The 12,557-nt window shown below is 49.2% G+C and carries 12 protein-coding genes; 2 read left to right on the top strand and 10 right to left on the bottom strand.

From position 1 onward, the window contains the following. Positions 1-71 precede the first annotated feature (71 nt). Both AC1RJL_RS11370 and AC1RJL_RS11375 read left to right on the top strand, forming a co-directional pair. Positions 72-1,565, top strand: coding sequence for a mannitol dehydrogenase family protein (locus AC1RJL_RS11370; RefSeq protein WP_492914020.1), 1,494 nt, complete (start codon positions 72-74; stop codon positions 1,563-1,565). Between the two features lie 62 nt (positions 1,566-1,627). Then, positions 1,628-2,734: a pectinesterase family protein gene (locus AC1RJL_RS11375; RefSeq protein ID WP_492914022.1), complete on the top strand. Its 1,107-nt coding sequence runs from the start codon at positions 1,628-1,630 to the stop codon at positions 2,732-2,734. A 164-nt stretch (positions 2,735-2,898) separates the two neighbouring features. On the opposite strand, the gene AC1RJL_RS11380 is transcribed toward AC1RJL_RS11375, so the two are convergent. The 10 genes from AC1RJL_RS11380 to AC1RJL_RS11425 all read right to left on the bottom strand — a co-directional run bounded on the left by AC1RJL_RS11380 (position 2,899) and on the right by AC1RJL_RS11425 (position 12,527). Further along, positions 2,899-3,873, bottom strand: coding sequence for a class 1 fructose-bisphosphatase (locus AC1RJL_RS11380; protein ID WP_492914024.1), 975 nt, complete (start codon positions 3,871-3,873; stop codon positions 2,899-2,901). A gap of 39 nt (positions 3,874-3,912) precedes the next feature. Then, positions 3,913-4,992: a class II fructose-bisphosphate aldolase gene (gene fbaA, locus AC1RJL_RS11385; protein WP_492914733.1), complete on the bottom strand. Its 1,080-nt coding sequence runs from the start codon at positions 4,990-4,992 to the stop codon at positions 3,913-3,915. Between the two features lie 175 nt (positions 4,993-5,167). Next, on the bottom strand, positions 5,168-5,938 hold the full coding sequence (gene tpiA, locus AC1RJL_RS11390; RefSeq protein ID WP_492914026.1) for a triose-phosphate isomerase: 771 nt from the start codon (positions 5,936-5,938) through the stop codon (positions 5,168-5,170). A gap of 227 nt (positions 5,939-6,165) precedes the next feature. Next, positions 6,166-7,788: a diguanylate cyclase domain-containing protein gene (locus AC1RJL_RS11395; RefSeq protein WP_492914028.1), complete on the bottom strand. Its 1,623-nt coding sequence runs from the start codon at positions 7,786-7,788 to the stop codon at positions 6,166-6,168. Further along, positions 7,785-8,210, bottom strand: a complete 426-nt coding sequence (locus tag AC1RJL_RS11400; protein WP_492914030.1) for a hypothetical protein — start codon at positions 8,208-8,210, stop codon at positions 7,785-7,787. Before AC1RJL_RS11400 ends, AC1RJL_RS11395 begins: the two co-directional genes overlap by 4 nt. Next, positions 8,210-9,472 carry a hypothetical protein gene (locus AC1RJL_RS11405; protein WP_492914032.1) on the bottom strand — a complete coding sequence of 421 codons (1,263 nt, stop codon included), beginning with the start codon at positions 9,470-9,472 and terminating at the stop codon, positions 8,210-8,212. Before AC1RJL_RS11405 ends, AC1RJL_RS11400 begins: the two co-directional genes overlap by 1 nt. 120 nt (positions 9,473-9,592) lie before the next feature. Then, a complete protein-coding gene (locus AC1RJL_RS11410) occupies positions 9,593-10,456 on the bottom strand; it encodes a response regulator (protein WP_492914034.1) in 864 nt (287 codons plus the stop codon). Positions 10,457-10,589: 133 nt separating this feature from the next. After that, a complete protein-coding gene (locus AC1RJL_RS11415) occupies positions 10,590-10,976 on the bottom strand; it encodes a TfoX/Sxy family protein (RefSeq protein ID WP_492914036.1) in 387 nt (128 codons plus the stop codon). Positions 10,977-11,159: 183 nt separating this feature from the next. Beyond that, entirely contained in the window at positions 11,160-11,963 is an 804-nt protein-coding gene (gene yaaA / locus AC1RJL_RS11420) for a peroxide stress protein YaaA (protein WP_492914038.1), read from the bottom strand. 30 nt (positions 11,964-11,993) lie between these two features. Then, positions 11,994-12,527, bottom strand: coding sequence for a DUF4265 domain-containing protein (locus tag AC1RJL_RS11425; protein ID WP_492914040.1), 534 nt, complete (start codon positions 12,525-12,527; stop codon positions 11,994-11,996). Between the last annotated feature and the right edge of the window lie 30 nt (positions 12,528-12,557).

A 12,557-nucleotide genomic window follows, 5' to 3' on the forward strand; every position in this document is an offset into this window, starting at 1 on the left:
GGTTTACAATGTTCTCCATTGTAATTGCGAATATATGTGTGTTGCTAAATCAATCTTGCTGGATTTTTCTAATGACTCGTTTAAACCAAAAATTATTAAATGAACTTCCCAATGATATTATTCTCCCCACCTATGACCGTGCAGCACTTAAGCCCGGTATTGTGCATTTAGGGATAGGTGCATTCCATCGTGCGCATCAGGCGTTTTACACCGAGGCGGTATTGAATAAATTTGGCGGTAATTGGGGAATTGTTGGCAGCAGCTTACGTTCTGCCGGCGTGCGCGATCAATTAGTACCACAGGATTGTCTTTACACATTAGTTGAACGCTCGGGTGATGGCGAAAAATTGCAAATTATCGGCGCAGTATTGGACACCTTGGTTGGCCCGGAAAATCCTGCTGCATTGGTTGCGCAAATGGCTGCTACTACTATAAAAATTGTCTCGCTGACCATTACCGAAAAAGGTTATTGCCATGATCCAGCCACCGGCAATTTAAATCTTGCGCATCCAGATATTATTCACGATCTTGCACATCTTGATCAGCCGGTATCCGCTATCGGTTTTCTCGTCGCCGCATTAAAACAACGGTTTGATCAAAAGCAGAAGGCGTTCACTTTACTCAGTTGCGATAACTTGCCTAATAATGGCGAAGTACTTGAAAAAGTCGTCATGCAATTTGCCGAAAAAATTGCGCTGGACTTTGCTGCCTGGATTAAAACCAATGCGACATTTCCTTGCACTATGATTGATCGCATCGTACCGGCTACTACTGACGAAGATCGTCGCGATATCGAAGCGCGCTTGAGTGTAAATGGCGAAAGCGTGCGCGACGAAGGTATGGTGGTATGCGAGCCGTTCAGTCAGTGGGTAGTGGAAGATAAATTTGCCGATGGCCGTCCCGAGTGGGAAAAAGTTGGCGTGTTATTGGTTGATGATGTCCGCGTATTTGAGAAAATCAAATTGCGCTTGTTAAACGGCGCGCATTCAACTATGGCATACACCGGTTATCTTTCCGGCTTCCAATATATCAGTGAAGTGATGGAGCAGTCCGCTTTTGTCAATTTGGTTAAAACCTATATGGCGCGCGAAGCCGGTGAAACCATAAGCGCACCCGAGGGCTTTGATATTGAAGCCTATAAGCAACAATTGCGTGATCGCTTTTCCAATAAAGCGCTGAAGCATCGCACTTGGCAGATCGCAATGGATGGTTCGCAAAAATTACCGCAACGTTTGCTGGAAACTCTGCGCGAGCAATTGGCCGGCAATGGTCACATTGATATTTTATCTTTGGGGGTTGCCGCCTGGATTCGTTATGTCTCTGGAGTAGATGAGAAAGGTGCTCCGATTGAAGTATCCGATCCGCTTGCAAAAGAATTGCGTGCAGCCTGTGATGCAAACCAAAACAATCCGGCAGGCATGGTTAAGGCGGTGGTTGGAATTCAAAAAGTATTTGGTGCTGACCTTATCAATGAGCCGCGCTTTATTCAAACTACAACGCAATGGTTGGAGCGTTTTTACGCTAAAGGTGTATTGGCAAGCGTAAACGAAAGCTTTGCCGATTAACGTTGAAATGATGTGCCGGCGCCCGCGTAAGCGGGCGTAGTTTTTATGGAGACAAGAAAATCATGCCGCTTCGTTTTATTATCCTCCTGACGGTTTTCCTATTGCTCTTCGGCTGCGCCAACTTGCAACAAGATAATTACGATGCAATCGTCGCTAAAAACAGTGTTGTTGATAACTCTTTCGTCAGCGTGCAAGCGGCATTGGACGCAGCACCTGCCACTGCAAATAAACCTTATCGTATTTATATAAATCCTGGCGATTACTATGAAAAAATTATTATCGCCAAGCCCAATATTCAACTTATCGGTGCCGACAAAAATACTACACGCATTTATTACAATGCATATGCCGGGCAACAATCTACCGAATCTGGTGCAACCCAAGGCCAAATATGGGGTACGCTCGGTTCAGCTACCATTATTATTCGCGCCGCCAATATTCAGGTGCAGCAGATTACGGTTGAAAATACATTTGATTTTTTAAGCATTGATGCGCTTGCCATTGATGACCCCAAGCGCATTGCTAATACCCAGGCAGTTGCTTTGCATCTGGATAATGGCAGCGACCGGTTTTTAGCGCGGGATGTGCGTTTGCTAGGCTATCAGGACACCTTATTTGTAAATGCCGGACGCAGCTGGTTTGATAAAAGCCTGATCGCCGGCAATGTGGATTTTATTTTCGGTAAAGGCAATGCTCTGTTTACCCAATCAGAAATTAAAACCCTTGCGCGGGGCAAGCCAACTTATCCCCATGCTTTTTTAGTTGCACCCTCGACTAATATTGGCAGCGAGTACGGTATGACGTTTATTGGTTGCAAATTAACGCGCGATCAATCAGTCCCCGAAAATTCCACTTTCCTCGGTCGTCCATGGCATCCGACCACCCAATTTGCCGATGGCCGTTATGCTGACCCTAACGCAATTGGTAAAGCCGTATTTATTAATAGCTGGATGGATGCGCACATCACGCAAGATGGTTGGTATTCAATGTCAGGCACTGCAAAAGATGGAGCCAGAATTCTATTTCAGCCAGAAGACGCCCGCTTTTTTGAATTTAATAACAGTGGCCCTAGTGCAGCTAAAAATGATAAGCGTCGTCAGTTAAACGAAGCAGACATTAAAGATTACACGCGCGATAAAATATTGGGTGATTGGCAGCCGAAAGAATAAAAAATAGAACTCGATGCACGGGGTAGGTTGGGGTGAGGAACGAACCCCAACATGTCCATCATCTTATGCCGCCTGCCAAAAGCATGACCAAATATCACCTTGGCTTTAGCTAGCGCGGCAGGATTGTTGTGATGGGTTCGCTACTCCACACCACTCGAATCAAATTAGTGTACGTGCAAATAACCCAGGCACTCATCCACTTCATTGGCAGAACCCAAAATAACCGCAATGCGTTCATGCAATTGTTGTGGTTGGATTTCCAAAATCCGCTGCTTTTCGCTCCAGGCTTTTCCACCGGCATTTTCGATTAACATTGCCATCGGATTTGCCTCGTACAACAAACGCAATTTTGCCGGTTGTTTGGTATTACGATTATCGGACGGATACAAAAATATTCCGCCGCGTGTAAGCACGCGGTGCACATCACCCACCATCGCCGCATTCCAGCGCATATTAAAACGCTTTTGCCGCGGGCCGGTTTCGCCGAGAATTAAATCCTCAATGTAACAGCGCATATCTTCATTCCAGAAACGCAAGTTGCTCATATTGATGGCAAATTCCTGGGTATTTTTTACGATTTGGATATTGTCTGCCGTTAATAAAAACGTATCTTGCGCTGAATCCAGGGTAAAGCAGCGCGTGCTTTTGCCAGTGGTAATGGCCAGCAGCGTTGATGGGCCGTAGAGTACATAACCGGCACAGACTTGATTTACACCCTGTTGATTAAATTGCAATTCGCTGGAATGCGGAACTGAATCCAGTGCGCAATAGATGCTGAAAATAGTACCTATCTGCCCGTTGATATCGATATTGGATGAGCCATCAAGCGGATCAAAAGCAACAATGTATTTCCCCGCCGGATTGCCAGCGACTACTGTGTCCTCTTCTTCAGAGGCCAATGCCGCTACTTCCGGGCAAGCCAGTAATAAATCTTTTAACAATTGGTTGGAAATAACATCCAATTGTTTTTGGGTTTCGCCCTGGATATTTTCATCCTGCGTCGAGCCGAGTACGTCCGCGAGCGCGCCCTGGCGCACGCGCAAAGCAATCTCTTTGCCCGCATTAATAATCGTATCTATCACCTGGATTAAATTGACTTTAACTTCATCACCGCGCAATACGCTGAGTAAATTTTTCATGTACATTCCCGAGCCACTAATGGCGTTTCAATAACTTGCTTACACATAGCGATTGAGGCAATTTAAATCGGCGAAGGATTGCTCCAGACGTTTAACCATAAGTTCTTCGCTGTGACGCAACCAGACGCGTGGATCGTAATATTTTTTGTTGGGTTTTTCCTCGCCATCGGGGTTGCCGATCTGGCCCTGTAAATATCCGGCATTAGCTTTGTAGTATTCCATCGTGCCTGCCCAAAACGCCCATTGGGTATCGGTGTCGATATTCATTTTAACCACGCCATAATGGATAGCTTGCGTGATATCTTGCACCTCGGAACCTGAGCCGCCGTGAAAAACAAAATCGAGGCTGTTGTGCGGAACGCCGAATGTTTCACTGACATAGGTTTGCGAGTTGCGCAGAATTTCCGGGGTGAGTTTTACATTGCCGGGTTTGTAAACGCCGTGCACATTGCCGAATGAGGCAGCGATAGTAAACTTATCGCTGATCGGACGCAGCTTTTCATAGGCGTAGCCGACATCCTGCGGTTGGGTGTAGAGCGCGGCATTATCCAGATGGCTATTGTCTACACCATCTTCTTCGCCGCCAGTGCAACCCAATTCGATTTCAAGCGTAATGCCAAGCTTGTGCATGCGTGCTAAATAAGCAGCAGAAATTTCGATATTTTCCTGCAGGGATTCTTCAGATAAATCGATCATGTGCGAACTAAAAAGTGGTGTACCGGTTTGGGCGAAATGTTTTTCACTCTCGGCCAGCAAACCATCAATCCATGGCAGTAATTTTTTTGCGGCGTGATCAGTATGTAATATCACTGGTACACCATAGGCTTCGGCAACTGCATGCACATAGCGTGCAGCGGCGATGGAGCCTAATACCGAGCTGCCCTGTCCCTCTAACTTAATACTTTTACCGAGGAAAAATGCGCTACCTCCCTGTGATAATTGCACAATCACGGGCGAATTGACTTTGCGTGCAGCTTCGAGTGTGGCGTTAATGGTATTGGTGTTGGCAACGTTTACTGCCGGGTAGGCAAAGCCGCCGGCTTTGGCGGCATTGAATAATGTTTTTACGGCATCGCCAGTGGCAACGCCGGGGGCAACAAGGTTAGCGAGACTGTTCATCATAAAATCCTGAGCTGTGGTTGATTTTTGTGATGACCGAGTTGTTCGCCGATTGGATCTGTTTTAATTTTTCTGTCGTTTTGTAATGTTATTGTTTTAAATTTTTTACGCCGTAGGAGCGCTGCTTGCCGCGCCCTGATTACTTGCTACGATAAAATGATCGCAACAAAAAAATCTAGTCATCAATCTCTGCAAGCTCCGATGCCTGCTCACAAATCGCGACAAAGTGACCCGGATCCAAACTGGCGCCACCGACTAGCAAGCCGTCGATGTCAGTTTGCTGTAACAAATCGCGCGCATTGGTTTTGGTTACGCTGCCGCCATACAAAATGCGTACGCGATTGGCAGTGTCCTGATCAAAAATACGCGCGAGTTCGGCGCGAATACATTGATGGACTTCTTGTGCGATTGCCGGAGTTGCTGCAAGGCCAGTGCCAATCGCCCAAACGGGTTCGTAAGCTATACACAGATCTTTGTCGGTGAGATCAATATCAGCGAGGCCGCCGCGCAATTGTTCATAAAGAATTTCTTCGGTGATATTGGCTTCACGCTGTTGTTGATTTTCACCGACGCAGAGCACGGGTAATAATCCGTGACTCAATGCAGTGCGTACTTTAATTTTGCAGCCCTCATTATTTTCCGCAAACATGGCGCGGCGTTCGGAGTGGCCGATCAAACATAAAGAGCAACCCGCTTGCTTCAACATCTGCGCCGATGTCTCACCGGTGTAAGCGCCCGAATCGTAACGGCTGACGTTTTGGCTGCCAATTTGCAATTCGGAATATTGCAAGAAAATCATCATGTCGCGCATGTACAAGTAAGGCGGACAGATTGCAATTTGTGCCGCAAAGTGTTTACCGATAAACGAGGCGACTGAGGTACAAATTAAATCCAGGCCACCGTTAAGCTTCCAGTTGGCAATCACTATAGGTTTACGTTGTTTCATTGTGCGGACTCAAAAAGTGGACTCAACAATGCGCGGCAGAAACCAACAGCTGCCGATCAGTGAGTGTGTAGGTGAAAATGCTACACAGGCGGATGAAATCGAGCAATAGTAGATTGGATTTATTTTGCTTAAAAAAAGGGTTTTGTAGAAATTAAATCCTACATTATCGGGAAAATAATGTGTAAACGTTTCGGTTATTGTCGCCATTAAAATGTAATCGTTTACAGTTATATGGCTTTGGTGCCTATTGGATCAACCGCACTTTCATTAGTGTCGGGGTTATAAATAGCGTAGTTGTTTTTGCCCTGGCGCTTGACGGAGTACATAGCCTGGTCGGCATGTTTGCGCACGCTAAGCGGGTTATCGCCGTGGTCGGGATAAAGGGCGATGCCGATACTCATGCCGATTTTTTCCAGCACGCCGTGGTGGATTTCTATTGGTGCCTGCTGTGCGTCGAGAATTTTTTGCGCGATGCGCTGCACCATGCCAACGTTGCCGGCATGATTCAATACCAACAAAAATTCATCGCCGCCCAAGCGCGCGACTACATCGGAATCGCGCACCAATTTGCGCAGGCGTCCGGCGATGGTGACCAGTACTTTATCGCCCGCATCATGGCCGTAGGTGTCGTTGATGTATTTAAAGCGGTCGAGGTCGATCAACATCACCGCTAACTCTTTGCCGCCAATCGGTGCCTGGTTGATCAATTCTTCCAGCGCGCTTTCTGCCGCCTGGCGATTGCTTAAACCGGTGAGGCCGTCTTTTTCGGCCAGCTCGCGAATACGCTCTTCTGCATGTTTGCGCTGGGTTACGTCGTACATCACTCCTTCAATAGTTGCGCCCTGCTGTACATTGCCGGCGGATGAAAAAATACAGTGTACCCAGCGCACCAGATCATTGTTTTCGGTGCGAATACGCAAATCGGCCGAATGCGGACGGCGGGTGATGAGTGATAATTTAATCAGTGATGATGCTTGCTCGTGATCGAGAAAAACGCGCTCGATAATATTGCTATTGCCAAGTGTTTGTTGCGCCGATTCGTCGAGCACCGTGAGGTGAAAAAATGCCGGGTTTGCGGTAACCAGTGTACCCTGCTCGCGCACTAAAAAAATTCCTGCACTGCTGTCTTCAAAAATCCCGCGGAAGCGCGTCTCTAATAATTCTACGCGATGGCGCAATTGCCGCTCTTCTTCGAGCATAGTTTCTACGGTGTGCAAGAGTGCATTGATATCGCCGGTGAGCAAACCGATTTCGTCGCCGCGATGTAAATTGGCAACGTCCAAACGGTTGCCGTCACCGGGGGTGATGCGGTGTAAGTGACCGGAGAGATTGGACAGCGGCCGCGTCATCATCCAATACACCATGATCAATACCAGCAGTGCAACCACAGCCGCCTGCGCCGCCAATCCTATCGCGGTCGCCATGGCTGAATCCCGTGCGCGTAAGGCGATAAGCGGAAAATTCGGTACCACCGCTAATTCGCCGACAGTTTCTTGTTCATCGAAGGGCGCATTTAACGGGATAGAAATTAATTGCTGTTTTGCATCGGCCGTGGTTTTGCCGTCTTGCCCGATAATTTCTTTATTCGCAGTAATTTTTGCGCCGACCACTATGTCGTTTTGGGTTAAACCGGTGACGACTTGTTGCGCGAGTTCGCGGTTGCCGACATAAGCGGCAATCGCAGCGGTGGCTTGCACAGTTTCCAATAATTGCTGCACTGAGCGTTCACTGTCAGCGAATGAATTTTCGTAACTGCGTTGGTAAAAATATTGCGATGATAAAACCACGACAAACAGTGCGGCAGCAGCAACGCTCAGCGAAACTTTTATGTGCAGGCTTTTGATATTCATTGGCGAGCAGCTAGCTCCATCACTATTTTTACATTCTTGGGCAGCGGTTGGCGTGTGACATAAGCGATAGCGGCTGGCTCTTGTGCGACCGCCTCAATTAGTGCGCTGTCGTCGCTGAATTGTTTCGGTGGCGACATTCGCCCTGCAAATACCAGCGTTGCCCAGTAGGCATCGACTTGCGCTTCACTTTTACCGGTGAGCGATTTATAAAAAATTGCACGCTGTGGCGTACCGGCTTTTAAATCCAGCGGTTGCGCCGGTTGTTTATTGGGGAAGGCCGATACGCGACCCATAAATAAATCCACTATTTGTTTGTGTTCAAGTGCAGTGATGGAATTGGATGCATTCACGATCACCAGGATCTCCGCCTGCGCCGGGCCGCTCAATATCAGCGTGACTAGTATTAAAAATAGTTTACGCATCAGAACAATATATCCAGAGCGATGCTCATCACTGTCGCTTGTTGATCCTCGGTGATTGAGGTCGTTGGATCAGTGCGCAACCAGAGATTGGTGCCGGTTTTATCGATATCGAATCGCTCCGCCTGAAACTTGAGCGCCATCTTGCTGGCAAAGTCCCAGCGTGTACCCAGGCCATAACTTTTCTGTTTGATACGCACACCATTAAGGCTGCGCTCGGTGGCATTGGCGAGCAGATTTAACTGTGCGGCGAGGGGCGCAGGAAAACCGGTGGGCGCGATGATATCAACAAGATTGTTTTTGGGTTCGGCATAGCCGGTCAGTAAATAAATACTGACATCATCAAAGCGGCGGCCGAGGCTGGCATAAAAGTGTGAGCCGTCGGCAATCAAACCGAGGCTCGAGGCGAGACGCACATATTCACTGTGCATCCACCAGGTGTTGTCGTCGTAGCTGATGCCAAATTGGTTGTAATCAAAATGTTTATTGACGGTTTCCAATTGCGGAATGATGTCGACTACGTCCGGCCATAGCGGCCCAACTTGCTGCAGCGCAGCGCGCAAGGCGCGGCCCTGGTCACTGTTCACTGACACGCGCGCGTAGGTGTAGCGCAGTTTCCAAACATTCCACTCAAGGCTGGCAGTACTGCCGAGCACATCAAAATCAAATTTGGTACCCCGCTCGCTTTGAAAGCCGGTTGGATATTCTTCACTGGAATTGCCGTAAAACGCTTTGATGTTAAGCGCGGTATCGCCCAGCAAAAAGCGTTTGTTCACATCGACACCATCAAAGTGATACAGCGATACTATGCCGTAGTAATCGTGCGGCGGCCGCACCCAGGGCATGGCGTAGCCCACTTGCAGATAGTCGGAAAGCATAAATACGTCGGCACCCATACGCCCGGCGCGCATATCCAGGCCATCAACGGGGCGATAGCGCAAAAATGCCCATTCGATGGAATTTTCCAGTGTGTTCTTGAAGCGGTCTTTGGCAACCACTTGTACTGCTGCTTCCCATTCGGGCGACCAGCGCCCTTGCCATTGCAGGCCGACCAGTGAATCGTTTTTCCAGAAGGCGCTGTCTTCGTAGGCGCCATCGTTTTGGGTAACGTTGCGGCGAAACACCAGGTTCGGGTTGTCGTTGATGGCCAGTCCGAGGGTGGCAAAACCGGAGAAGCGATGTTCTATCTCTGCAAAAACGGAGGGGGATGACAGCATCAGCACGCAGAGCAGGAGCGACAAGTGGCGGCGAAGAACAGGGAGCATGGCGGAAAACCTGTACAGGCCGCTGCCGGGTGGCAGCGACGGTGAAACATGGTAATGAGTATAGTCAGTGGATAGGGATTTGCTGGTGATACATCGGGCGCAATAAGTCGAGCGGAGCGCTTACATCTGGGCGATATATTTGGACAGGGTTTCAAACTTCTCCGCGTCGTTATCAACGAAGCGGATGACGATTTTTACTACGCTGGTATCCGGCCGGTTTTCGCCCGCCTGGATGCTGTGCACATAGCCGTTAACGCGCGCGAGATTATTGCCGTCGCCGGTTTCGATATCCACCACCGCCTGTTCAAATACACCGGGCAAATCGTCGCCCCGCTGCATTAAACAGCTCATCAATTGCAGCGACATTTCGCGGATCACACAGGCAAAAGTGCGGTTATTGGCGAAACGCAATTGCGCCTTGCCCTTGGCAGTTTTGGTGGCGGTGACTGCTTTGATTGCCGGTTTGACACCCGGCGCACCGGCATTGTCATGGGCAAACGGATTGACTGGTTTAGGGGCAGTTACCTGGCCTCCGGTCAGGACATCCACAGAAGCGAAAGCGATACCCTGCGTGCTTGCGGTACGAACGGCTTGCACCGGTGTTTTGCCGGCAAGCTTCAATTGCTTGAAGACTTTCTTGAGCAATTCTTCTGCCGAAAAAGGTTTGGTTAAATAGTCGGAAACCCCCAGCTCAATGGCTTTGATGATGTGGTTACGGTCGCCGCGACTGGAGATCATAATAAAAGGTACTGTACCCGCCGACGGCATTGCCCGGACCGTGGTTAGCAATTCGGCACCGCTCACATTGGGCATTTCCCAATCTGATAGGATCAGGTCGACAGTTTGATTTTTCAGTTGTACCAGCGCACGTGCGCCATCAGGTGCATCGATAATTTCAGCACCGGGAATTTTATCGCGCAGTTGTTTCTTGATCATGTCGCGAATGAAAGTGGCATCGTCCACCACTAAAATACGAATGCCCATAGGCAGTCCCTCAAACAATTATCCTATGAGGTTAGCCCAGCTTTGATAATTTGCGCGCAACAAACACAGGTAGAAATACCTGGGCTGACGGATATTGGCGGGGCATGTGCCAAGATGCTTATTAGAGATGCGGCTAACAGGCGCGTGCCTGGAAATGACGGATAGGAGTCTCAAGCGTGGTTTCGTCGTCAGCGAAGTTGCCAATTTGTGCGGCTTCGATAGCGATGCGCAGCCAGTACCTTAATTCGGCGGGTTGGTTGAGCACCTCGTCGGGCAGTTGGAAGAAGCAGGATTCAACATCCACGGCGACCCGTGGCTGGAATGCGGCCATGCCTTTTTGCTGGAATAGCGAACGGGAATGCTCATCGGCGCGGAAGTAAAGGCGGTCATTCACCACGATGGCGAACTGCACGCCGCGATAATAAATGCCGGCGCCGTTAAAAATCCGGCGATAGGACACCTCTGCCACTTGCGTTAAGCGGGCAATAATCCGGTCGAGATACGCATGGCTGAGGTTCATCGGGTGATTTCCTATCTTGCCCCTTTATTATCGAGCGATTAAAACGGGACGACCGCAAAACTCTAGGGAGTGGGGCGTCTGTTTGCAACGACTTACTAAGATCATTTTACGCGCCAAAATGAGGTTGGTAGTGTTTTTCACTATATAAACTTTGCTACTGAGAAAATTGCTCGATATTTCGATTTATTTCTGTAAACCAGCCGACACTTTGTCCTTCATTTCAGCCCGCAAGAAGACCCATTCTTTGGGGGATGACGAGCGTTCGTCATAGTAATAGCCCGCCGTATCGAACCCTTTGATGGCCTCTACTTGCTTAATCTTGTTGTGGATGATGTAGGCGCTCATCATGCCGCGCGCCTTTTTAGCGAAGAAACTGATGATCTTGTACTGGCCGTTTTTGCTGTCCTTGAATACCGGCGTAATCACCTCGGCATGCAATTTTTTGGTGTTGACCGCGCTCCAGTATTCATTAGAGGCAAGGTTTACAATTATCCGCTCTTTCTGTGCGTCCAGCTCTTTATTGAGTTGGTCGGTGATAATGTCGCCCCAAAAGTGGTAGAGGTTTTTACCGCGCGCATTGGCAAAACCGGTGCCCATCTCCAAGCGGTACGGCTGGATGAGATCGAGCGGGCGCAGTAAGCCGTACAAGCCCGAGAGAATCCGCAAATGCTGTTGCGCAAACGTGAAATTGGCCTTGGAGAAAGTCTCGGCCTGCATGCCGGTATAAACATCACCTTTAAAAGCGAGTATCGCCTGTTTGGCATTTTTCGGCGTGAAGGGCGCTTGCCATTCAAGAAAGCGCTGCGCATTGAGTTCGCCCAGTTTTTCGCTGATCTCCATTAGCCTGGATACCTGCGGCGGCGTGAGCTGGCGCAAATCCTTGATCAGCTCCTGCGAGTGTTCAAGAAATTGCGGCTGGCTAAATTCGGCGGTTTTGGGTGGAGTCTCAAAATCCAGGGTTTTGGCAGGTGAAATCAAATGCAGCATAAGTCAGGGTCAATACCGGGGAAAAAAGAATTATTCGGGCTTGAGCAAATCCAGCCACCAGTTGAGCGGGGTTTCACCATCGGCGGGGTCGTACACATTGCCGTACATCCAGGCGCTTTGGCCATCGCGGCCGACAAACTCGTTGAGTATGTTTTCAATCGCACTGAAGCCGCAGCTGACATGGATAGAATAAACCAGCATACGCGGAGTCTCGCGATCCAATTCGCCGCCCAGTTTTTCCAGTTCAGCGGTGAGCGCATCGGCCAGCGGTTGGATGTCGCCACGGCTGAACACGCGCACACTTAAATTGCCGCTGCGCTGGACGAGATCAAATTCGCGGGTTTGGGGCAGCATCTTGACCACATCGCCGCTGGCGAGACCTTTGGCAAACGCGGGCGACTGCACCAGTTGGAAAGTGCCATCTTCCAGCTCGCGCACATGGAGTTGCTCGACAATCGCCTTGCCATCGGCGCCGACGCCGGCAAAGAGCTCAATCACTTGCAGGGATTTCATAAGGAGGGATTCACCTTCTATTAAAACAGTATCTGGTAAAAGTTGTGGCATTATACCCACCTCTGCAACAAGGAGTCCCTT

Source organism: Cellvibrio sp. GW822-FHT04B05 (assembly GCF_058800985.1).

What these genes read in the sequence shown, in the direction of transcription:
- AC1RJL_RS11370 (WP_492914020.1), top strand. Translation starts at nt 72, where the DNA reads ATGACTCGTTTAAACCAAAAATTATTAAATGAACTTCCCAATGATATT.
- AC1RJL_RS11375 (WP_492914022.1), top strand. Translation starts at nt 1,628, where the DNA reads ATGCCGCTTCGTTTTATTATCCTCCTGACGGTTTTCCTATTGCTCTTC.
- AC1RJL_RS11380 (WP_492914024.1), bottom strand. Translation starts at nt 3,873, where the DNA reads ATGAAAAATTTACTCAGCGTATTGCGCGGTGATGAAGTTAAAGTCAAT.
- fbaA (WP_492914733.1), bottom strand. Translation starts at nt 4,992, where the DNA reads ATGAACAGTCTCGCTAACCTTGTTGCCCCCGGCGTTGCCACTGGCGAT.
- tpiA (WP_492914026.1), bottom strand. Translation starts at nt 5,938, where the DNA reads ATGAAACAACGTAAACCTATAGTGATTGCCAACTGGAAGCTTAACGGT.
- AC1RJL_RS11395 (WP_492914028.1), bottom strand. Translation starts at nt 7,788, where the DNA reads ATGAATATCAAAAGCCTGCACATAAAAGTTTCGCTGAGCGTTGCTGCT.
- AC1RJL_RS11400 (WP_492914030.1), bottom strand. Translation starts at nt 8,210, where the DNA reads ATGCGTAAACTATTTTTAATACTAGTCACGCTGATATTGAGCGGCCCG.
- AC1RJL_RS11405 (WP_492914032.1), bottom strand. Translation starts at nt 9,472, where the DNA reads ATGCTCCCTGTTCTTCGCCGCCACTTGTCGCTCCTGCTCTGCGTGCTG.
- AC1RJL_RS11410 (WP_492914034.1), bottom strand. Translation starts at nt 10,456, where the DNA reads ATGGGCATTCGTATTTTAGTGGTGGACGATGCCACTTTCATTCGCGAC.
- AC1RJL_RS11415 (WP_492914036.1), bottom strand. Translation starts at nt 10,976, where the DNA reads ATGAACCTCAGCCATGCGTATCTCGACCGGATTATTGCCCGCTTAACG.
- yaaA (WP_492914038.1), bottom strand. Translation starts at nt 11,963, where the DNA reads ATGCTGCATTTGATTTCACCTGCCAAAACCCTGGATTTTGAGACTCCA.
- AC1RJL_RS11425 (WP_492914040.1), bottom strand. Translation starts at nt 12,527, where the DNA reads ATGCCACAACTTTTACCAGATACTGTTTTAATAGAAGGTGAATCCCTC.